The 20,751-nt window shown below is 67.9% G+C and carries 26 protein-coding genes; 20 read left to right on the forward strand and 6 right to left on the reverse strand.

Going from position 1 to position 20,751, the window contains the following annotated elements; genetic code table 11:
• The 14 genes from rpsQ to sppA form a co-directional block, all read left to right on the forward strand.
• Positions 1 to 199: 30S ribosomal protein S17 (gene rpsQ / locus LI92_RS09705; RefSeq protein ID WP_046318363.1), on the forward strand; the 199-nt coding region annotated here is incomplete at its 5' end.
• 186 nt (positions 200 to 385) lie between these two features.
• The gene (locus tag LI92_RS09710; protein WP_046318364.1) at positions 386 to 2,734 is read left to right on the forward strand and encodes an arylsulfatase; all 2,349 of its coding nucleotides are present in this window, start codon (positions 386 to 388) and stop codon (positions 2,732 to 2,734) included.
• Positions 2,735 to 2,738: 4 nt separating this feature from the next.
• Positions 2,739 to 3,650, forward strand: coding sequence for a formylglycine-generating enzyme family protein (locus LI92_RS09715; protein WP_046318365.1), 912 nt, complete (start codon positions 2,739 to 2,741; stop codon positions 3,648 to 3,650).
• Positions 3,651 to 3,789: 139 nt separating this feature from the next.
• Entirely contained in the window at positions 3,790 to 4,158 is a 369-nt protein-coding gene (rplN, locus tag LI92_RS09720) for a 50S ribosomal protein L14 (protein WP_046318367.1), read from the forward strand.
• Positions 4,159 to 4,476 (forward strand): 50S ribosomal protein L24, encoded by a 318-nt coding sequence (gene rplX, locus LI92_RS09725; protein WP_046318368.1) that lies wholly within the window; start codon positions 4,159 to 4,161, stop codon positions 4,474 to 4,476.
• Positions 4,477 to 4,478: 2 nt separating this feature from the next.
• Complete coding sequence (gene rplE / locus LI92_RS09730) at positions 4,479 to 5,042, forward strand: 50S ribosomal protein L5 (protein WP_046318370.1); 564 nt, start codon at positions 4,479 to 4,481, stop codon at positions 5,040 to 5,042.
• A gap of 5 nt (positions 5,043 to 5,047) precedes the next feature.
• Positions 5,048 to 5,233 (forward strand): type Z 30S ribosomal protein S14, encoded by a 186-nt coding sequence (locus LI92_RS09735; protein ID WP_024440399.1) that lies wholly within the window; start codon positions 5,048 to 5,050, stop codon positions 5,231 to 5,233.
• Positions 5,234 to 5,252: 19 nt separating this feature from the next.
• Complete coding sequence (gene rpsH / locus LI92_RS09740) at positions 5,253 to 5,651, forward strand: 30S ribosomal protein S8 (protein WP_046318371.1); 399 nt, start codon at positions 5,253 to 5,255, stop codon at positions 5,649 to 5,651.
• A gap of 13 nt (positions 5,652 to 5,664) precedes the next feature.
• Positions 5,665 to 6,204 (forward strand): 50S ribosomal protein L6, encoded by a 540-nt coding sequence (gene rplF / locus LI92_RS09745; RefSeq protein WP_046318373.1) that lies wholly within the window; start codon positions 5,665 to 5,667, stop codon positions 6,202 to 6,204.
• 2 nt (positions 6,205 to 6,206) lie between these two features.
• Positions 6,207 to 6,614, forward strand: a complete 408-nt coding sequence (gene rplR / locus LI92_RS09750; protein ID WP_046318375.1) for a 50S ribosomal protein L18 — start codon at positions 6,207 to 6,209, stop codon at positions 6,612 to 6,614.
• Positions 6,615 to 6,648: 34 nt separating this feature from the next.
• A complete protein-coding gene (gene rpsE, locus LI92_RS09755; RefSeq protein ID WP_082109645.1) occupies positions 6,649 to 7,338 on the forward strand; it encodes a 30S ribosomal protein S5 in 690 nt (229 codons plus the stop codon).
• 2 nt (positions 7,339 to 7,340) lie between these two features.
• The gene (gene rpmD, locus LI92_RS09760; protein WP_046318378.1) at positions 7,341 to 7,523 is read left to right on the forward strand and encodes a 50S ribosomal protein L30; all 183 of its coding nucleotides are present in this window, start codon (positions 7,341 to 7,343) and stop codon (positions 7,521 to 7,523) included.
• Positions 7,520 to 7,960 (forward strand): 50S ribosomal protein L15, encoded by a 441-nt coding sequence (rplO, locus tag LI92_RS09765; protein ID WP_046318379.1) that lies wholly within the window; start codon positions 7,520 to 7,522, stop codon positions 7,958 to 7,960. Before rpmD ends, rplO begins: the two co-directional genes overlap by 4 nt.
• Positions 7,961 to 8,064: 104 nt before the next feature.
• Positions 8,065 to 9,834 (forward strand): signal peptide peptidase SppA, encoded by a 1,770-nt coding sequence (sppA, locus tag LI92_RS09770; RefSeq protein ID WP_046318380.1) that lies wholly within the window; start codon positions 8,065 to 8,067, stop codon positions 9,832 to 9,834.
• Between the two features lie 21 nt (positions 9,835 to 9,855).
• Here the strand turns inward: sppA and LI92_RS09775 are convergent, their stop codons facing one another.
• On the reverse strand, positions 9,856 to 11,088 hold the full coding sequence (locus LI92_RS09775; protein ID WP_046318381.1) for an EstA family serine hydrolase: 1,233 nt from the start codon (positions 11,086 to 11,088) through the stop codon (positions 9,856 to 9,858).
• Between the two features lie 80 nt (positions 11,089 to 11,168).
• The gene (locus LI92_RS09780) at positions 11,169 to 12,077 is read right to left on the reverse strand and encodes an SAM-dependent methyltransferase (RefSeq protein ID WP_046318383.1); all 909 of its coding nucleotides are present in this window, start codon (positions 12,075 to 12,077) and stop codon (positions 11,169 to 11,171) included.
• Positions 12,078 to 12,471: 394 nt separating this feature from the next.
• Between LI92_RS09780 and secY the strand changes: the two genes are divergently transcribed.
• From secY to map, 3 genes are read left to right on the forward strand one after another with little or no spacing between them, the layout of a single operon-like run.
• Positions 12,472 to 13,803, forward strand: coding sequence for a preprotein translocase subunit SecY (gene secY, locus LI92_RS09785; RefSeq protein WP_046318384.1), 1,332 nt, complete (start codon positions 12,472 to 12,474; stop codon positions 13,801 to 13,803).
• On the forward strand, positions 13,800 to 14,351 hold the full coding sequence (locus LI92_RS09790; RefSeq protein ID WP_046318385.1) for an adenylate kinase: 552 nt from the start codon (positions 13,800 to 13,802) through the stop codon (positions 14,349 to 14,351). Before secY ends, LI92_RS09790 begins: the two co-directional genes overlap by 4 nt.
• On the forward strand, positions 14,351 to 15,163 hold the full coding sequence (map, locus tag LI92_RS09795) for a type I methionyl aminopeptidase (RefSeq protein WP_046318386.1): 813 nt from the start codon (positions 14,351 to 14,353) through the stop codon (positions 15,161 to 15,163). The genes LI92_RS09790 and map overlap by 1 nt, the downstream gene beginning before the upstream one ends.
• 60 nt (positions 15,164 to 15,223) lie before the next feature.
• On the opposite strand, the gene LI92_RS09800 is transcribed toward map, so the two are convergent.
• Together LI92_RS09800 and LI92_RS09805 are read right to left on the reverse strand one after the other, a co-directional pair.
• Positions 15,224 to 15,724 (reverse strand): isoprenylcysteine carboxyl methyltransferase family protein, encoded by a 501-nt coding sequence (locus LI92_RS09800; protein WP_046318387.1) that lies wholly within the window; start codon positions 15,722 to 15,724, stop codon positions 15,224 to 15,226.
• A gap of 4 nt (positions 15,725 to 15,728) precedes the next feature.
• The gene (locus LI92_RS09805) at positions 15,729 to 16,775 is read right to left on the reverse strand and encodes a type III polyketide synthase (RefSeq protein WP_046318388.1); all 1,047 of its coding nucleotides are present in this window, start codon (positions 16,773 to 16,775) and stop codon (positions 15,729 to 15,731) included.
• 179 nt (positions 16,776 to 16,954) lie between these two features.
• On the opposite strand from LI92_RS09805, the gene LI92_RS09810 reads away from it, so the two are divergent.
• Positions 16,955 to 17,464, forward strand: a complete 510-nt coding sequence (locus tag LI92_RS09810) for a MarR family winged helix-turn-helix transcriptional regulator (RefSeq protein WP_046318389.1) — start codon at positions 16,955 to 16,957, stop codon at positions 17,462 to 17,464.
• A 16-nt stretch (positions 17,465 to 17,480) separates the two neighbouring features.
• Here LI92_RS09810 and LI92_RS09815 read toward each other — a convergent pair whose 3' ends face one another.
• Together LI92_RS09815 and LI92_RS09820 are read right to left on the reverse strand one after the other, a co-directional pair.
• The gene (locus LI92_RS09815; protein ID WP_152665409.1) at positions 17,481 to 18,662 is read right to left on the reverse strand and encodes a GAF domain-containing sensor histidine kinase; all 1,182 of its coding nucleotides are present in this window, start codon (positions 18,660 to 18,662) and stop codon (positions 17,481 to 17,483) included.
• Positions 18,663 to 18,736: 74 nt separating this feature from the next.
• Positions 18,737 to 19,387 (reverse strand): response regulator, encoded by a 651-nt coding sequence (locus LI92_RS09820; RefSeq protein WP_046318391.1) that lies wholly within the window; start codon positions 19,385 to 19,387, stop codon positions 18,737 to 18,739.
• Between the two features lie 107 nt (positions 19,388 to 19,494).
• Between LI92_RS09820 and LI92_RS09825 the strand changes: the two genes are divergently transcribed.
• Positions 19,495 to 20,028, forward strand: a complete 534-nt coding sequence (locus LI92_RS09825; protein ID WP_046318392.1) for an HAD family hydrolase — start codon at positions 19,495 to 19,497, stop codon at positions 20,026 to 20,028.
• A 70-nt stretch (positions 20,029 to 20,098) separates the two neighbouring features.
• The gene (locus tag LI92_RS09830) at positions 20,099 to 20,749 is read left to right on the forward strand and encodes a L,D-transpeptidase family protein (protein WP_082109646.1); all 651 of its coding nucleotides are present in this window, start codon (positions 20,099 to 20,101) and stop codon (positions 20,747 to 20,749) included.
• Positions 20,750 to 20,751 lie beyond the last annotated feature (2 nt).

The following is a 20,751-nucleotide window of genomic DNA, read 5'->3' on the forward strand; positions in this document are numbered from 1 at the left end:
AGATGTGTATAAGAGACAGCTCGAAGACCGTGTGAAGCACCCGCTGTACGGCAAGATCATCCGGACCACCAAGAAGGTCAAGGCGCACGACGAGAACAACACGGCCGGTGTCGGCGACCGCGTGTCGCTGATGGAGACCCGTCCGCTCTCGGCGACCAAGCGGTGGCGCCTGGTCGAGATCCTCGAGAAGGCCAAGTAAAAGCTGTTACGCCGCGGCCCTGACACGCAGTCCATCACTGCGGGTCGGGGCCGCTGCTTATTCCGCCCTTGCGTGTGGAAACCGAATTCGGCTGCACACAAGGCGTGTCCGGCTCGCAAAGCCTGCCGCTTGGCCGCCGGCCCGGTAGTGTCTCAACAGTTCCGGGGGCCGACGACGGAGTGAGCGATGGTGGAGTTCAAGGGCAAGATCAGTCTCGACATCCGGGATTCCGAACCGGACTGGGGTCCGTTCGCCGCGCCGACAGCTCCCGAGGGTGCACCCAACGTGCTGTACCTGGTCTGGGACGACACCGGCATCGCGACCTGGGACTGCTTCGGTGGGCTGGTCGAGATGCCGACCATGAGCCGGATCGCCGCCCGCGGGGTCCGCTTGTCGCAGTTTCACACCACCGCCCTGTGCTCGCCGACCAGAGCGGCGTTGCTGACCGGCCGCAACGCCACCAGTGTCGGGATGGCGACCATCGAAGAGTTCACCGATGGGTTCCCCAACTGCAATGGGCGCATCCCCTACGACACCGCCCTTCTCAGTGAGGTTCTCGCCGAACAGGGCTGGAACACCTTCTGCGTCGGCAAGTGGCACCTGACGCCGCTGGAGGAGTGCAACATGGCGGCCACGCGGCGGCACTGGCCGACCCAGCGGGGCTTCGACCGGTTCTACGGATTCATGGGCGGCGAGACCAATCAGTGGTATCCCGATCTGGTCTACGACAACCATCCGGTCGAGCCGCCCGCCACACCGGAGGACGGCTACCACCTGTCCAAGGACATCGCCGATCGGACGATCGAGTTCATCCGCGACGCGAAGACCGTCGCACCCGACAAGCCCTGGTTCGGCTATGTCTGCCCGGGCGCGGGCCACGCCCCGCACCACGTCTTCGCCGAATGGGCCGATCGCTACGCCGGGCGCTTCGACATGGGCTACGAGAATTACCGCGAGATCGTCCTGGAGAACCAGAAGAAGCTGGGTCTGGTGCCGGCGGACACCGATCTCTCCGAGGTCAACCCCTACGCGGGCGTCACCAGTGCCGACGGTCAGCCGTGGCCGTTCTTGGATATGGTGCGCCCCTGGGAGAGCCTCGATGATTCCGAGAAGCGCCTGTTCGCGCGGATGGCCGAAGTCTTCGCCGGATTCCAGAGTTACACCGACGCACAGATCGGCCGGATCCTGGACTACCTGGAGCAGTCCGGCCAACTCGACAACACCATCGTTGTGGTGATCTCCGACAACGGTGCCAGCGGAGAGGGCGGCCCGAACGGGTCGCCCAACGAGAACAAGTTCTTCAACGGCTACATCGACTCCGTCGAAGAGGCGATGAAGCTCTTCGATCAGCTCGGCGGACCGGAGACCTACAATCACTATCCGGTCGGTTGGGCGATGGCGTTCAACACGCCCTACAAGCTCTACAAGCGCTATGCCTCCCACGAGGGCGGCATAGCCGATCCGGCGATCGTCAGCTGGCCCAAAGGAATCCCCGCACACGGCGAGGTTCGCGACACCTATGTCAATGTGTGCGATGTGACGCCCACGGTCTACGACCTGATCGGCATCGAACCCCCCGCCACCGTGCGAGGTGTCGCCCAACGTCCCCTCGAGGGCGTAAGTTTCAAAGCGGCGCTTACGGATCCGGCCGCGGACACCGGTAAGGACACCCAGTTCTACGCAATGCTGGGTACGCGGGGCATCTGGCACCGCGGCTGGTTCGCCAACACCGTGCATGCCGCGACCCCCTCTGGGTGGAGCCACTTCGACGACGACCGGTGGGAGCTCTATCACCTGACCGAAGACCGCAGCCAGTGCCACGACCTGGCGGCCGAGCACCCGGAGAAACTCGAAGAGCTCAAGCAGTTGTGGTTCGCCGAAGCGGAACGCTACAACGGGCTTCCGCTGTCGGACCTGAACATCATCGAGATGACGGGCCGGCAGCGGCCGTACCTGTCGGGCGACCGCACCGCCTACACCTATTTCCCGAACACCGCCGAGGTGCCCTTGGGAGCCTGTGTGGAGATCCGCGGGCGATCGTTCTCGGTGTTGGCGCGCGTCACGGTGGATTCCGCCGCCGCCGAGGGTGTGCTGTTCAAGCAGGGCGCACGGCACGGCGGCCACGCGCTGTTCGTCCAGGACGGCAAGCTGCACTACGTCTACAACTTCCTCGGCGAGCGTGAGCAGTGGCTGTCCTCGGCCGATCCGATTCCGTTGGGAGACCACATCTTCGGCGTCCGATTTGAGCGCACCGGCACCGTCGAGGGCAGCCACACCCCGGTGGGCGACACCGCGCTCTACATCGACGACACCGTGGTGGCCACCCTGACCGGGATGCTCGCCCAGCCGGGCGCCTTCGCGCTGGCCGGGGGCGGTGTCAGCGTGGGGCGCAACACCGGCCAAGCCGTGTCGTCGGCGTATCGCGCTCCGTTCGGCTTCACCGGGGGAACCATCGCGGATGTGGCTGTGGATGTCAGCGGCGAGCCGTACCTGGATGTGAGGAAGAGCATCGCCGCCGCATTCGCCCGGGACTGACGCCGTGCTGACCGAACTCGTCGACATCCCGGCCGGGGTGTTCCGGATGGGTTCGACCAGCTTCTACCCCGAAGAGGCGCCGATCCACAGTGTGGCGGTGCAGCCGTTCGCGATGGAACGCCATCCGGTCACCAACGCCCAGTACGCCGCGTTCGTCGCGGCAACCGGCTATGTGACCGTCGCCGAACAGCAACTCGACCCGGCGCGCTACGGCGATGCGCAGCCGGGTGCCTTGGTCTTCACCCCGACAGCGGGGCCTGTTGACCTGCGGGACTGGCGGCAGTGGTGGCGGTGGGTGCCCGGCGCGAACTGGCGGCGCCCGCTGGGCCCGCACAGCAGCGTCGAGGACAAGCCCGATCACCCGGTGGTGCAGGTGGCCTACCCCGACGCGGCGGCGTACGCGCGGTGGGCGGGGCGGCGGCTGCCCACCGAAGCCGAATGGGAGTACGCCGCTTCGGCCGGTGCAGCGACCACCTATCCGTGGGGCGAGGAGGAGAAGCCCGGCGGGGCCCTGATGGCCAACACCTGGCAGGGCGCCTTCCCGCACCGCAACGACGGTGCCCTGGGCTGGTCCGGGACATCGCCCGTGGGCGCCTTTGCCGCCAACGCCTGGGGACTGCTCGACATGATCGGCAACGTCTGGGAGTGGACGACCACCGTCTTCTCGGCCCATCACCGCCTCGATGCGCCGCCGAGTGCCTGCTGCGCACCGGCCGCTGCCGGCGACCCCACCGTCAGCCAGACCCTCAAGGGCGGCTCGCACCTGTGCGCGCCCGAGTACTGCCACCGCTACCGGCCCGCCGCCCGATCGCCGCAGGCGCAGGACACCGGCACCAGCCATATCGGGTTTAGGTGCTGCACCCCTGGGGGGTCGGCCAGCAATTTGGCGTCTGGCGATACGTCGCCTAAGCTCTAGGGGTTGCCATGTGCAGACCTCGGCTGGCGTGAGTTGGCCCTGCGTGCCCTTCGGCAATAAAGAAGACCATGCACGACCGGGGAGATTCCGGCATGCCGTTTGTCATGTCGCGCGTCGTCCCAACTACTGAGGAGATCTGGTGATTCAGCAGGAATCGCGGTTGAAGGTCGCCGACAACACCGGCGCCAAGGAGATCTTGTGCATCCGGGTGCTCGGCGGCTCGTCGCGGCGATACGCCGGCATCGGTGATGTCATCGTCGCGACTGTCAAGGACGCCATCCCGGGCGGCAACGTCAAACGGGGCGACGTTGTGAAGGCCGTCGTGGTGCGCACCGCCAAGGAGCGTCGCCGCGCCGACGGCAGCTACATCAAGTTCGACGAGAACGCGGCCGTCATCATCAAGGCCGACAACGACCCCCGTGGAACTCGCATCTTCGGGCCGGTCGGCCGTGAGCTGCGGGAGAAGCGGTTCATGAAGATCGTCTCGCTGGCACCGGAGGTGTTGTAGATGAAGGTCCACAAGGGCGACACCGTCCTGGTCATCGCCGGTAAGGACAAGGGCGCCAAGGGCAAGGTCCTGCAGGCGTTCCCCGCCCGCAACCGGGTGCTGGTCCAGGGCGTCAACCGGATCCGCAAGCACGTCGCGAACTCGGCCAACCAGGCCGGTGCCTCCTCGGGCGGGATCGTCACCCAGGAGGCTCCGATCCACGTCTCCAACGTGATGGTCGTCGACTCCGACGGACAGCCCACCCGGATCGGTTACCGGGTGGACGCCGAGTCCGGCAAGAAGGTTCGCGTCTCCAAGCGCAACGGCAAGGACATCTAGAGATGACGACTGCAGAAAAGATCCAGCCTCGGCTGAAGGTGCGCTACCGCGACGAGATCCGGGACGCGCTCAACAAAGAGTTCAACTACGCCAACGTGATGCAGATCCCGGGCGTGGTGAAGGTCGTGGTGAACATGGGCGTCGGTGAAGCCGCCCGGGACGCCAAGCTGATCAACAACGCGGTCAACGACCTGGCCGCGATCACCGGCCAAAAGCCGGAGATCCGCAAGGCCCGGCTGTCCATCGCCCAGTTCAAGCTGCGCGAGGGCATGCCGATCGGTGCCCGGGTCACCCTGCGCGGTGACCGGATGTGGGAGTTCCTGGACCGGCTCACCTCGATCGCGCTGCCGCGTATCCGCGACTTCCGCGGGCTTTCGCCCAAGCAGTTCGATGGGTCCGGCAACTACACCTTTGGGCTCGCCGAGCAGTCGATGTTCCACGAGATCGACGTGGACTCCATCGACCGCCCGCGGGGGATGAACATCACTGTCGTCACCTCGGCGACCAACGACGACGAAGGGCGAGCGCTACTGCGGGCTCTCGGCTTTCCGTTCAAGGAGAACTGACCACAATGGCTAAGAAAGCGTTGGTTATCAAGGCGGCTCGCAAGCCCAAGTTCGCGGTGCGCGCCTACACCCGCTGCAACAAGTGCGGCCGCCCGCGTGCGGTGCTCCGGAAGTTCGGCCTGTGCCGAATCTGCCTGCGCGAAATGGCGCACGCCGGCGAGCTGCCCGGTGTGCAGAAGAGCAGCTGGTGAGGGTGGAGGAGCAGCCTAAATGACTATGACGGATCCGATCGCGGACTTCCTGACCCGTCTGCGGAACGCCAACTCGGCGTACCACGACGAGGTGACCCTGCCGCACTCGAAGATCAAGGCCAACATCGCCGAGATCCTCAAGCGCGAGGGTTACATCACCGACTACCACGTCGAAGACGCCCGGGTGGGCAAGTCACTGGTGGTCAACCTCAAGTACGGCCCGAACCGCGAGCGCAGCCTCGCCGGTCTGCGCCGGGTGTCCAAGCCGGGCCTGCGGGTCTACGCAAAGTCGACCAACCTGCCTCGGGTGCTCGGCGGCCTGGGCGTGGCGATCATCTCCACGTCCTCGGGTCTGCTCACCGACCGTCAGGCGGCCAGGCAGGGCGTGGGCGGCGAAGTCCTCGCGTACGTGTGGTGAGGGAGTAGCAGACATGTCGCGTATTGGTAAGCAGCCGGTCCCGGTTCCCGCCGGGGTCGACGTGACCATCGATGGTCAGAACGTATCGGTCAAGGGGCCCAAGGGCACCCTCGAGCTCACCGTGGCGGAGCCGATCAGCGTCGCCCGCAACGACGACGGCGCTCTCGTGGTGACCCGCCCGGACGACGACCGGCGCAACCGGTCGCTGCACGGCCTGAGCCGCACCCTGCTGGCCAACCTGGTCACCGGGGTGTCCGAGGGCTACGTCCGCAAGATGGAGATCTTCGGCGTCGGCTACCGCGTCGCGCTCAAGGGCAGTGACCTGGAGTTCGCGCTGGGTTACAGCCACCCGGTACTGATCAAGGCTCCGGAGGGCATCACCTTTGCGGTGGAGACGCCCACCAAGTTCTCGGTCTCGGGCATCGACAAGCAGAAGGTCGGCCAGATCTCGGCGAACATCCGCCGCCTGCGTCGCCCCGACCCCTACAAGGGCAAGGGCGTGCGCTACGAGGGTGAGCAGGTTCGCCGCAAGGTCGGAAAGACAGGTAAGTAGTCATGGCGCAATCACAGACGGGCACCCCGGACCGCAAACCCGTCGGGCAGAACATCTCCGAGGTTCGGCGCACGCACCGTATCCGTCGGCACGCGCGGTTGCGCAAGAAGGTCGCCGGCACCGCCGAGCGTCCCCGGCTGGTGGTGCACCGCTCTTCGCGGCACATTCACGTGCAGCTGGTCGACGACTTGGCCGGCCACACGGTGGCAGCGGCGTCGTCGATCGAGGCCGACGTGCGGGCTGTGGACGGCGACAAGAAGGCCCACAGTGTGCGGGTCGGACAGCTGATCGCCGAGCGCGCCAAGGCCGCCGGCGTGCAGGACGTGGTGTTCGACCGCGGTGGCTACACCTACGGCGGCCGGATCGCTGCGTTGGCCGACGCGGCGCGCGAGGGCGGATTGAACTTCTGATGACTGACGTGAAGATGACTGGAAGGACCGCATGATGGCGGAGCAGCCGACAGGGGCCTCCTCGGCAGGTCCCGACACGGGCAGCCGCAGCGAGGGACGCGACAACCGCGACAACCGGGGTGGCCGCGGTGGCCGCGACGGCGGCCGCGGTGGTCGCGACAACCGCGACGGCGACAAGAGCAACTACCTGGAGCGCGTGGTCGCGATCAACCGGGTCTCCAAGGTGGTCAAGGGCGGTCGCCGGTTCAGCTTCACCGCGCTGGTGATCGTCGGCGACGGCCACGGACTGGTCGGCGTCGGCTACGGCAAGGCCAAGGAAGTTCCGGCCGCGATCGCCAAGGGTGTCGAGGAGGCCCGCAAGGGCTTCTTCCGGGTGCCGCTGATCGGTGGCACCATCACCCACCCGGTGCAGGGTGAAGCCGCCGCCGGCGTGGTGTTCCTGCGCCCGGCCAGCCCCGGTACCGGTGTGATCGCCGGTGGTGCGGTGCGCGCGGTGCTGGAATGCGCCGGGGTGCACGACATCCTGTCCAAGTCGCTGGGCAGCGACAACGCGATCAACGTGGTGCACGCCACCGTTGCCGCGCTGAAGATGCTGCAGCGTCCCGAAGAGGTGGCGGCCCGGCGTGGCCTGCCCATCGAAGATGTTGCGCCGGCCGCGATGCTCAAGGCTCGTCGCGAGAGCGATGCTCTGGCTGCCGCCGCTGCGCGGGAAGGCACGGCATAACCATGGCAAACCTGAAGATCACCCAGGTCCGCGGCACCATCGGTGCACGCTGGAAGCAGCGCGAGAGCCTGCGTACCCTGGGCCTGCGCAAGATCCGCCAGTCGGTGGTGCGTGAGGACAACCCCCAGACCCGTGGCCTGATCCGGGTTGTTCACCACCTCGTGCATGTGGAGGAAGCCGAATGACCATCAAGCTGCACGACCTGCGCCCGGCGCCCGGGTCGAACACCAAGAAGACCCGTGTCGGTCGCGGTGAGGGCTCCAAGGGCAAGACCGCTGGCCGCGGCACCAAGGGCACCAAGGCGCGCAAGAACGTGCCGGTCGCATTCGAGGGTGGGCAGATGCCGATCCACATGCGGTTGCCCAAGCTGAAGGGGTTCCGTAACCGGTTCCGCACCGAGTACGAGGTCGTCAATGTCGGCGACATCAACCGGCTGTTCCCCGAGGGCGGCACCATCGGCCTCGACGAGCTGGTCGCCAAGGGTGCTGTTCGCAAGAACACGCTGGTCAAGGTGCTTGGCGACGGCAAGCTGACGGTCAAAGCCGACGTCACCGCGCACAAGTTCAGCGGCAGCGCTCGCGACAAGATCACCGCGGCCGGAGGCACCGCCACCGAGCTGTAAGGCTTGCCGCTGCGCGAGCAGTCACAGAATCGCACTCCACCATTCGGTGGGGTGCGATTCTGCGTCTGGTCGCCGTCCCGCAGGCCGCCGGTAGGCTCGAATCCATGTTCTCTCTGCTGCCCGGGGTACCCGGGATCGACGGCCTGCGCGGCGTTGCGCGCCGCCTCGACACCGCCCGCCACCACGGCGTGCCCAACGGCGTCATCCTCGAACTCGACCTACAAGAGCTTCCCCACGAGACCAGCGCCTTTGACCCGCTGGCGCTGATCCGTTCCGGTGGCCGACCGCCGGTGCTGCGCGACGTGGTGGCCGCGATCCACCGTGCGGCACAAGACCCTCGGGTGGCGGGATTGATCGCACGGGTACAGCTGTCGGCGGCCGCCGCCGGACCGGTGCAGGAGCTTCGGGCCGCGGTCGCCGAATTCACCGCCGTCAAGCCGTCCGTGGCCTGGGCCGAGACCTATCCGGGCACGCTGTCGTACTACCTGGCGTCGGCGTTCGGAGAGATCTGGATGCAGCCGTCGGGCACCGTCGGGCTGGTCGGTTTCGCCACCAGCGCGACCTTCCTGCGAACCGCCCTGGACAAGGCCGGTATCGAGGCACAGTTCGTCGCGCGCGGTGAGTACAAGTCCGCGGCCAACCTTTTCACCCAGGACTCCTACACCGATGCGCACCGCGAGGCCGACACCGCGTTGGTGCAGAGCCTGCACGCGCAGGTGCGTGCGGCGGTCGCCGAATCCCGCAAGCTCGACGCCGGCGTCGTCGATGCCCTGGCCGACAAGGCGCCGCTGTTGCGCGACGACGCGCAGCGATCGGGGCTGATCGACCGGATCGGTTTCCGCGACCAGGCCTACGACCGGATCGCCGAACTCACCGGCGCCGGGGACATGGCCGGCGCCGACGACGACGCGCCGCCGCGCCTGTACCTGACGCGCTACGCGCATGCCACCACGCCCGGGGCGGGCCCGCCGTTGCCGGGACGCAAACCCAAACCGGTGATCGCCGTGGTGACGGTGGCGGGGGCGATCGTCAGCGGCTCGGGCGGACCACCGCTGTCGCCGCTGGGCAGCCGCAGCGTGGGCGGTGACACCATCGCCGCGGCGCTGCGGGAGGCGGCCGCCGACGATGACGTGGTCGCGATCGTGTTGCGGGTCGACAGTCCGGGAGGTTCGGTCACCGGTTCGGAAACCATCTGGCGGGCCGTGCAGCAGGCACGTGCTGCCGGCAAACCGGTGGTGGCTTCGATGGGCGCGGTCGCCGCATCCGGCGGCTACTACATCTCCGCCGGTACGGATGCCATCGTGGCCAATCCGGGCACCATCACCGGATCCATCGGTGTGGTGACCGGCAAGTTGGTGGCCCGTGCTCTCAAGGACCGGCTGGGGGTGGGCAGCGATGCGGTGCGCACCGGCGCCAACGCCGACGCCTGGTCGATGGACGCGCCTTTCACCGCCGAACAGCAGGGGCAGGTGGAGACCGAGGCAGATCTGTTCTACGACGACTTCGTCGCCCGGGTGGCGCAGGGCCGCAACCTGTCCACCGAAGAGGTCGACGCGGTGGCGCGCGGGCGGGTGTGGACCGGCGCGGACGCGGCCGAGCGCGGGCTGGTCGACGAACTGGGCGGGTTGCGCACGGCGGTCCGCCGCGCGAAGGTGCTGGCCGGACTCGATGCGGATGCGCAGGTCCGCACCGCGTCGTATCCGGGCTCGTCGTGGTGGGAATTCATCCGGCCGCGCCCGTCGTCGCAGCCGGCGGCGGCGGTCTCCGATGCGGTCGGCGGGATGCTGGTGCGCTCTGTGGTCGGAGTGGTCGAGCACATCGAACGCTCGGTCAACGGTGCGCAGGTGCTGTGGCTGGGGGAGTCGCGCTGGTAAGGCGCGCTGATGGCAGCCTGATCAGGCCTGTCGGCGGGCCCCGAGGGCGTGGTGGAACACTGCCTGGCGCAGCGCGAGTTCGCGCGGGTCGCTGTGCAGGTGAAAGCCCAGGCGGTTCATCACGTAGGAGTAGCCGATCGACGTGTCGGGATCGGCGAACCCGAACGAACCGCCGAAACCCGGTGTGCCATAGGCCTTGTCGGAAGAACCGAAAACGGTGCCGAACGCCGGTTTGGACAAGCCCAGATTGAACACCAGCTGCACGCCCAACACCTTGTCGCGTTCCCCGCGCGACGGCGGTGCGGGCATAGCGGCGAGTTCATCGCGCACGTCCTGGCGCAGCGGCAGGGCGGGGGCCGCGCCGGCGGCGGCGCCGTAGAGTTGCGCGATCGCCCTGGCGGTGCCGATCCCGTTGGCAGACGGGATTTCCACGGCGCGTACGTCGTCGCGGTTGTAGTCGCCGTCCCACGGTTTGATGTCGCGCGGAAGCGAGCTGGCCCGCCCCAGCAGACCGAACGGATTGAGCAGGGCGGCCACCAGAGCGGCGGGCATCACCGACAGGTGCAGGAGGGACTCCGCGCGTTTCCACTGGTGCAACAGCGCAACCTGGTCGCGGGCCACCGAAGAGGGCAGCCCGATGTGCAGGTCCAGCCCGAGTGGCCGGGCGATCTCCTCGGCGAAGAAGCGGCCCAGGGTGCGTCCGGCGGGGTCGGTGCGGCGGATGAGTTCGGATTCGTACCAGCCCAAGGTGACCGCGTGATAGCCGTGGCGGGTTCCCGGCGCCCAGCGGGGCCGCTGAGCCGCCAGCAGGGGGGCCAGTCGGTCCGGGGCCGCCACGTCGGCCAGCGCCGGGGCCGGTTTGAGTGCGCTCAGGCCCGCCTGGTGCCCGAGCAGCTGGCGTACCGTGATGTCGCCCTTGCCCGCTTGGGCGAACTCCGGCCAGTGGGCGGCCACCTTGTCGTCGTAACCGAAAAGGCCCCGCGACACCGCCAGCGCCACGGCCAACGCCGCCACGCCTTTGGTGCTCGAGAAGACATTGACCATGGTGTCGGGTCGCCACGGTGCGCGGCTGTGGCCGTCGCGATAACCACCCCACAGGTCAACGACTTTGACGCCGTCGCGGTAGACCGCCAGGGCGGCGCCCACTTCGTTGCCACGGGCGAAGTTGTCCCGGAAGGCGTCGGCGACCTTGCCGAAACCCTCATCGACGTCGCCGCCGATCAGGTCGTGCGGAACCGCGACTTTGAGCACCATGGGGCCGTTATACCGTTGCCGGAAGCCGGCCAGCGGCCGAATCGCGGATTCACCGCCCCGAGGGCGCCGGCCGCCAGCAGTCAGGTGCGAATCGCCTCGATCGCAACCGAATTACGCAGCCGCGCCACGATGTCGCCGTCGGGAAAGCTGCGACCGTAGGCGGCGAACACCGCTTCGCGGGAGCGTTCGCTCACCTTCCACCCGCGCTGGCTCAGATAGCTGCCCACCGGATTACGCTCGCCCGGGTACACCAGGCTGGCGATGTCGAGGTCCAGGCCCTGAGCGGCGAACCGCTGACCCAGGGACTGGTTCGAGCCGCTGAGCGCGGCGCCGCCGTCGGGGTGGAATTCGGTCGCCAGCCTGCTGCCCGGGGCGCTCAGCGCGGTGATGTGGTCGAACAACCGGTCCTGTGCGTCCGGGGGCAGATAGACCAGCAGCCCCTCGGCGATCCACGCGGTGGGCTGCATCGGGTCAAAACCACGTTCGCGCAAGGCCGCCGGCCAGTCGTCGCGCAGATCGACCGCCACGGCCCGGCGATCGGCGCTCGGCTGCGCGCCCAGTGCGGCCAGCGTGCGCGTCTTGAACTCGATGACCTCCGGTTGATCGATCTCATAGACCACGCTGGGTTGCGGCCAGTCCAACCGGTAGGCCCGGGAATCCAGTCCGGCGGCCAGGATCACGAACTGCCGGATCCCAGCGGCCGCGGCGTCCCGGAAGAAGTCGTCGAAGAACCGGGTGCGCACCGCCATCACTGCCGTCATCGGCTCAGCGGCGGCCTTGGCCTCCGCGGCCACCGCCGGCTCCAGGGCGCCGTCAACCATCTTGGTGAAGAAGTCGACGCCCACCGCGCGCACGAGCGGGGCCGCGAACGGGTCCGAGATGATGGCGTCCGGCTCCGCGGTGGCCAGCGCACGGGCGGCGGCGACCATGGTGGCGGTGGTGCCCACGCTGGAGGCCAGATCCCAGCTGTCGTTGTCACTGCGCGCCACGGTCGTCAGCCTCGCCCCGCGCCGCTGGCGGCGTCCATGTCCGCGCCGGAGGGCAGGTCGGCGGGGTTGAGTTCGGTAGGTGCCATCACGGTCTACGTCCTCTCTGCCGGTCGGATCAGCCCGGAAAACTTACTTAGCGCGTTTAACGAGCTAGGGGCGACTGTACGCCGCCGGCCTGACTGCGCGCTGGCAGTGCCGCCAAGGCCAGCCCGCCCCCTCGTGCTGAGCTGTTAGTCTCGTAGACTGCTGACGCGCCAAAGTCACGCGTGGCCCCGCCATGACGGGCCGCCACGCGGACGCGACAACGCAGGACTTACCCAGGACTAACCGGGGCTGGGACAGAACAGCCCATTGGAACGCCGCGACCGGACCTCGGCTGCGCAGGAGGAGAAGAGTGTTCTCGGCTTTCATCTCAGCGCTGCGGACGGTCGACCTGAGGCGCAAGATCTTGTTCGCGCTGGGCATCATCGTGGTGTACCGGCTGGGAGCCGCCATCCCATCGCCCGGCGTCGACTACCAGAACGTGCAGCAGTGCATCAAGGAAGTCAGCGGTGGTGACGCCGCGCAGGTCTACTCGCTGATCAACCTGTTCTCCGGCGGCGCGCTGCTCCAGCTGACGGTGTTCGCCATCGGCGTGATGCCCTACATCACCGCCAGCATCATCGTCCAGCTGCTGACGGTGGTGATTCCGCGCTTCGAGGAACTGCGTAAAGAAGGCCAGTCCGGCCAGAACAAGATGACGCAGTACACCCGCTACCTGACGGTCGCGCTGGCTATTCTGCAGGCCACCAGCATCGTGGCGCTGGCCGCCAACGGCGGACTGTTGCAGACCTGCAGCCTGCGTCACGACATCATCGCCGACCACAGCATCTTCACCCTGATGGTCATCGTGCTGGTGATGACCTCCGGCGCGGTGCTGGTGATGTGGCTCGGTGAGCTCATCACCGAGCGCGGCATCGGCAACGGCATGTCGCTGCTGATCTTCGTCGGTATCGCCGCGCGCATTCCGATCGAAGGCAAGACCATCCTGGACTCCCGCGGCGCCGTGGTGTTCACCATGGTCCTGTTGGCCGCGCTGGCCATCGTCGTCGGCGTGGTCTTCGTCGAGCAGGGGCAGCGCCGTATTCCGGTGCAGTACGCCAAGCGGATGGTCGGCCGGCGCATGTACGGCGGCACCTCGACCTACCTGCCGCTGAAGGTCAACCAGGCCGGCGTCATCCCGGTCATCTTCGCCTCGTCGCTGATCTACATTCCCCAGTTGATCACCCAGTTGGTGCACAGTGGCAGTGGCGGACCCGGCAACGGGTGGTGGGACAAGTTCGTCAGCACCTACCTGTCGGATCCGTCGAACTTCGTTTACATCGCCCTGTACTTCGGCCTGATCATCTTCTTCACGTACTTCTACGTGTCGATCACGTTCAACCCCGATGAGCGTGCCGACGAGATGAAGAAGTTCGGCGGCTTTATTCCGGGCATCCGGCCGGGCCGCCCCACCGCGGATTACCTGCGCTACGTGCTCAGCCGGATCACCCTGCCGGGCTCGATCTACCTGGGCGTCATCTCGGTGCTGCCCAACCTGTTCCTGCACATGGGCAGCTCGGGCACCGTTCAGAACCTGCCCTTCGGCGGCACCGCGGTGCTGATCATGATCGGCGTGGGTCTGGACACGGTGAAGCAGATCGAGAGCCAGCTCATGCAGCGCAACTACGAAGGGTTCCTCAAGTGAGAGTCGTACTTCTGGGACCGCCGGGAGCAGGCAAGGGCACCCAGGCGGCGAAGCTCTCGGAGAAGCTGGGCGTCCCTCAGATCTCCACCGGCGATCTGTTCCGGCACAACATTGCCGAGGGCACCGAGCTGGGCAAGCAGGCCAAGCGGTACCTCGATGCCGGCGACCTGGTTCCGCCGGAGCTGACCAACGCCCTGGTCGAAGATCGGCTGGACCAGCCTGATGCCGCCAACGGCTTCATCCTGGACGGCTACCCCCGCTCGGTGGAGCAGGCCGAGGCCTTGCACGCCATGCTGGAAAGCCGTCAGACCAAGCTGGATGCGGTCCTCGAGTTCCGGGTGACCGAGAGCGAACTGCTCAAGCGGCTCAAGGAACGTGGTCGCGCCGATGACACCGCTGAGGTCATTCACAATCGGATGATGGTCTACCGGGAAGAGACCACGCCCTTGTTGGACTACTACCAGGACGAGCACGACCTGCACGTCGTGGATGCGCTCGGCACGCTCGATGAGGTGTTCACGCGCGCCCTGAACGCCCTGGGACAGTAGTGATCGGTCTGCCGAAGCGGCGCAAGGCGGTGCCGCATCGCAGCCCAGGCGAGCTCGACGCGATGGCCGCGGCCGGCGCCGTCGTCGCGGCCGCACTGTCGGCGGTCCGCGAGGCCGCCGCGGTCGGGGTGTCCACCCTGCAACTGGACGAGATCGCCGAATCGGTGATCCGCGACGCGGGCGCCACTCCGTCGTTCCTGGGCTACCACGGGTTCCCGGCGTCGATCTGCAGCTCGGTCAATGACCGGGTGGTGCACGGCATCCCCGCGGCCACCGAGCTGCTGGCCGACGGTGATCTGGTGTCCATCGACTGCGGAGCGATCCTGGACGGCTGGCACGGCGACGCCGCCATCACCTTCGGTATCGGCACCCTGTCGGTCGCCGACGAGGACTTGTCCGCGGCGACCCGCCAGGCGATGGAGGCCGGGATCGCGGCGATGGTGGTGGGCAACCGGCTCAGTGACGTCTCGCACGCCATCGAAACCGGCGCCCGGGCCGCATCCGCGCAGTTCAAGCGCTCATTCGGTATCGTCGCCGGCTACGGTGGCCACGGCATCGGCCGCCAGATGCACATGGACCCCTTCCTGCCCAACGAGGGATCGCCCGGCCACGGCCCGCTGCTGGTAGCCGGGTCGGTGCTTGCAATCGAGCCGATGCTGACCCTGGGGACCGACCAGACCGTCATCCTCGAAGACGAGTGGACGGTCGTCACCGCCGACGGGTCGCGCGCGGCGCACTGGGAGCACAGTGTCGCGGTGACCGAGGACGGGCCACGGATCCTGACCAGACCGGTCACCCCCACCGGCGCATAACCCCGCCCGCGGGCGCAGGCCGGCGCCGCCACCGGCGTGAGGCGTCAGGCCTTTGAGGTGTCAGGTGTAGCCCAGGGCCGAGTTCTCCAGCCGGATCCGGACCCGCAGCAGCGCGGCGTTGGCGAGGGTGAACAGCAGTGCCGTCAGCCACGCGGTGTGGATCAACGGCAGCGCCACCCCTTCGAGGACCACGGCCACATAGTTGGGATGGTGCAGCCACCGATACGGCCCGCGCTGCACCAGGGGAACACCGTCCAACACGATCACCCGGGTGTTCCAGCGCCGGCCCAGCGTCGCCACACACCACCAGCGCAACAGCTGGCTCAACGCGGCCAAGGCCAGCATCGGCCAGCCCAGCCATCCGATGAACGGGCGGTGCAGAAACCACACCTCGGCCACACAGCCCACAAGCAGCCCGGAGTGCAGTGCCACCATGGCGGGGTAGTGGCCCGCGCCGAACTCCTTGCCGCCGCGGGCGAAGGCCCACTTGGCATTCGACGTCGACACCGCGAGCTCGACCAGGCGCTCCAGCCCGACCGCCAGGATCAGCAGGTAATACATCCGGCTACCAGCCGAGCAGTACGAGCTCGGAACAGAATCCGGGCCCCATCGCGACCATCAGGCCGAACGAGCCGGGCGGCGGCGGCTCGGCCACGGTGGCCCGCAGCACATCCAGTACCGAGGCCGATGACAGATTCCCGTTCTCGCGCAGCGATGTCCGGGTGCGGTCGAGCGCTTTGGCAGGCAGGTCCAGCACGTTTTGGACCGCCTCGATGACCTTGGGACCGCCGGGATGGCAGACATAGGTGGACAGATCCTCGGCGCGCAGGCCGCAGTCGGCGAGGAAGTTGTGGACGTCGTCGGCCAGGTACTTCTCCACCACGGTGGTGACCTCGACCGACAGTTTGATCCGGAAGCCGTCGGTGCCGATGTCCCAGCCCATCACGTCCTGGCTGTCGGGGTAGAGCCGGCTGCGGGTCGCCAGGATGCGCGGCATGTTCGCCCCGGCGGGCCGCCGGTTCGCGCCGGTGGCGATCACGGCGGCCGCGCCGTCACCGAAGAGGCTGGCGGCCACGAAGTTCGGTATCGAGCGATCGTCGCGCTGGATGGTCAGTGAGCACAGTTCGACCGCGAGCAACGCCGCCACCCCGTCGGGATACGCACGCAGATAGTCATACATCCGAGCCACCCCGGCGGCCCCGGCGACGCAGCCCAGCCCGAAAAGCGGGACCCGTTTGACGTCGGGCCGCAACCCGACTCTGGCCGCCAGGCGGGCCTCCAGGGTCGGTACGGCCAGGCCGGTCACCGTCGTGGACACCACGACGTCGACGTCGGCCGGCTCGATGTGTGCGGCGTCCAGAGCGGCCCGCAGCGCTTGCTCGCCGAGGTCGAGGGCGACCTCGATGAAGGTGTCGTTGGCCTCGGTGAACCCGCTCAATTCGGCGTAGCGGGACAGGGGCAGCGCCAGGTGGCGGGAGGTGACGCCGCTGGCCTCGAAGAACCGCCGAAACTCGGGGCCGGCGAAGTCGCCCAGTGCCTGGGCGGATTCGTCCTGGCTGTATCGGTGGGACGGGAACTCAACGGCTACGGCTGCGAGCGACGGCGCGGTCATATCTGCTCAGTGTGCCGTGAGGAAGTGCTCGATGGTTCATTTTCGGCTATGACAGCGAACCTTTTTCCCTGATCGGTTGCCTTATGCGCCGCGTTCTGCGACGAATGCGCCCGAAGGCGGATATCCCGGATTGGCGCACACCGTCATGGCCACGCGGCGCAGTGCGGTAAGAAAAGGACGTGGCAGCTTCCCCTGCGTCCGGCGACGCCGATCCGATCGCCCTGGCGCGAGCCAACTGGGAGCGGGCCGGCTGGGGCGACGTCGCCGACGGGATGGTGGCGGTGACATCGGTGATGCGGGCCCACCAGATTCTGCTGGCCCGGGTGGAGGCGACGCTGCGTCCGTACGACTTGAGCTTCTCCCGATTCGAGCTGTTGCGGTTGTTGGCGTTCAGCCGCTCCGGTGCACTGCCGATCACCAAAGCCTCCGACCGGCTGCAGGTCCACGTCACCAGCGTCACGCATGCCATCCGGCGATTGGAGGCCGCTGGTCTGGTCGAGCGGCTGCCGCACCCGACCGACGGCCGCACCACTCTGGTGTCCATCACCGAACTGGGACGCACGACTGTCGCCGATGCGACGGCAAGCCTCAACGCCCAGGTGTTCGCCGATATCGGTATGTCGCTGGAGGAATCGCGGGCGTTGTCGTCGGCCATCGAGACGCTGCGCCGCAACGCCGGCGATTTCTAGCGGACGCCGTGGGACGCTAACCGGCGAATTCTCGCGCTGTCGGCGCGGGGATCGGGATGGTGGCGGTCACGGCGGTGCCCGCTCCGGGACGCGACCGGATGTTGAGCCGCCCACCGACCAACTCGGCGCGCTCAGCCATCGACAGCACCCCGTAGCCGCCCATCTCGTCGCCGCCCACCGGGTGCTCGAAGGTGTCGAAACCGACCCCGTCGTCGACGATCTCCAGCCGCGCGGTGTCGGGATCGGCGGTTATCGTGAAACTCAGCCGGACCGTCGTCGCGGCCGCGTGTTTGACGACGTTCTGCAGGCCCTCCTGAGCGATGCGGTACAGCGCCAGCTCGATGTGCTCGGGCAGCCGGGTCTCGGCCAGTTCCAGCTCTATCGTCAGTTGTGGGATGGACTGGGCCAGGCTGGCCAGGCCGCCCGTCAGGCCCAGGTCGTCGAGGACCGGCGGCCGCAGCCCGCTGATCGCCACGCGGGTCTCCTGCAGCGTCAGCCCGGCGAGTTCACGCGCGGCCTCCAGCTGCACCGACGCCTCGTCCGGGTCGCTGCCGACCGCACGCGCGGCGGCGTCCAGCCGATAGGACAGCGTCACCAGCCGCTGCGAGATCCCGTCGTGGATGTCACCGGCCAGCCGGCGCCGCTCGATCTCCTGGGCCTGGATGACCTGTTCGACGAAGAGCTCGTGGGCCCGTTCGCGCGCCACCAGCTGCCGGTGCAGCCGGGCCTGGTGCATGGCACCGGCGATCAGCCGGCCGATCACCCGCAGGAGCTCGACGTCGCCGGCGGTGAACTCGCGGCGCCGCACGGTGTGCACATTGAGCACCCCGACCAGCCCGCCCGGATCGGTCTCCATGGGCACCGACACCATCGAGGTGAAGTCGCGCCCCCGCAGCGATTCGATCGGCAGGTACCGCGGGTCGGCCTCTTTGTCGTGGCTGATCACCACCGGCTCGCGGTGGCGGGCTACCCAACCCGAGACCCCCGAACCCAGCGCCAGCCGAATCTTGCCCACCTCGGTGTCGAACGGCGGGGTCGCGCCGGTGAGCGTCAGCGAGCGCTCGGTGTCATCGAGCACATGCACGAAGCAGACGTCGGTGCCGGTGGCTGCGGTGATCATCCGGGCCGCGGCCGCGGCGAGCGGTTCCACGCCGGGTCCGCTGGAGGCCGCCTGGATGAGTTCCCGCAGCAGCGCCAGCTCGTGGTTGGCGTCGACGAAATCCCGGACCGCGCGAGGCTTGCGGGGACGGGGACGCTGCCCACCGGCCGAGCTCACCGGTAGATCCCCTCGCGCAGCGCGGTGGCCACGGCGCCGGTGCGGTCGGACACCCCGAGCTTGCGGTAGATCGAGCGGAGATGCGACTTGACCGTCTCTTCGCCGATCACCAGCTTGGTGGCGATCCCGCGGTTGGACAGCCCGCTGACCATGTAGGCCAGGATCTCACTTTCCCGCTGCGTCAGCCCTTGCCGGGCGCCGGGCCAGAACTCGTTGCGCTGCAGCCGGGCTGCGGTACCGGCCGCCCGGGCCGCCAGTCCGGGGTCGATGACCGTCTCGCCGTGGTGGGCCAACTCGATCTGATGCACCAGGTCGTCACTGCTGATGCTTTTGAGCAGATAGCCGCTGGCCCCGACGCGCAGCGCCTCGAAGAGGTACTGCTCGTCGTCGTAGACCGAGAGCATCACCACCTTGCGCTGCGGGTCGCGTTCCCGCAGGGCCAGGCACAGGTCGAGGCCGCTCTCACCGCGCATCCGCACGTCGCACAGCACCACGTCCGGGTCGGTGTCGGCGACCACCGTCATGGCCTGCGCGGCATTGATGGCCTGGCCGACCACTTCGATCCGGTCGGCGAACGCGGTGAGCATGGCCCGCAGGCCCTCGATCACCATCTCGTGGTCGTCGACCAGCACCAGGCGCACGGGCATAGCAAGACAATAAGGCCCACGAACCGGCAGCGGAGAAGGTGATTCCCCCGCCCGAATCCCCCCAATGGGGGAGGACAGCCGCGGCGGCATCCGGCACGGTGTCTGTTATGCAGATCACAACTGAACTCGCGACATGGACCGGTCCAGCCCGCCCGTTCTGGTGGGACCAGGTAGACCCGGATGCCGAGGTGTACCCCCTGCAAGCGGTGATCTTCGATCTGGATGCGCTGGCCGACGCCGACGGCGAACCCCGGTCGGGCCTGGTGGACCTGGTGTTGAGCCTCTTCGCGGCCGGTATCTGGGTCGCGGTGGTCGGCGCTGGGCCGCGCGCCTGGGTGCAGGAGCGGGTGCGGGAACTGATCGGCGACGGCATGGCTGAGACGGTGGTCAGCGCCGACGACCTGACCGGTCCCGCCGGCGATGCCGAGCTTTACCGGCTGGCGCTGTGGGAGCTGGGCATCGTGGCCGGGGAGGCCTTGGTGATCGCCGGCTACGAGTCCGGGGCGCGCACCGCAGCAGCGATCGGACTGCCGGTGATCTACGCGGGTTCCAGCAGCTACGACGGGCTGTTGGCCGACGGATGCCGCAAGCTGCAGGCGCAGCGGGTAGTCGCCCGGTTCAGCTGCCGCGAAGCAGGTTGATCCGGCGCGGTTACGCCGCGCCACAGGCATGTGTTTGACGCTGACGCCACCGGTCGTCGACCATGATGCGGTGCGTCGACTGGTGGTTGTGCTGTGCGCGGTGCTGTGCTCGATGAGCGTCATGTCGGCGCCGTTTGCGACGGCGGTCGTCGAACCGTGGTTCGGCAATGCGGTGGGCAACGCCACGCAGGTGGTTTCGGTTGTCGGAGTGGGTCATTCGACGGCCAAGATCGACGTCTATCAGCGGACTCTCGCAGGCTGGGAACCGGTCGCGATCGGGATTCCGGCACATGTCGGTTCGGCGGGCATCACGCGCGAGACCAGGGAAGGCGAGCCGTCGACCCCGATGGGGATTTACACGCTCGACTCGGCTTTCGGCACCGCGCCCAATCCCGGCGGTGGCCTGCCCTATGTGCAGGTCGGATCCGACCACTGGTGGGACAGCGACTCCCAGAGCCCGACCTACAACACCATGCAGATCTGCAAGAAGACCCAGTGCCCGTTCAACACGGCGGCCAGCGAGAACCTCAACATCCCGCAGTACCGGCACGCGGTGGTGATCGGTGTAAACAAGGCCCGCACACCCGGCGCCGGCTCCGCCTACTTCTTTCACACCACCGACGGCGGGCCGACCGCGGGCTGCGTGGCGATCGACGATGCCACGCTGGTGAAGATCATCGGCTGGCTGCGGCCGGGCGCGGTGATGGCGATCGCCAAGTAGCC

Origin of the sequence: Mycobacterium sp. UM_Kg1 (genome assembly GCF_000972925.1) — a bacterium.
In the GTDB taxonomy this organism is placed as follows: Bacteria; Actinomycetota; Actinomycetes; order Mycobacteriales; family Mycobacteriaceae; genus Mycobacterium; species Mycobacterium hiberniae.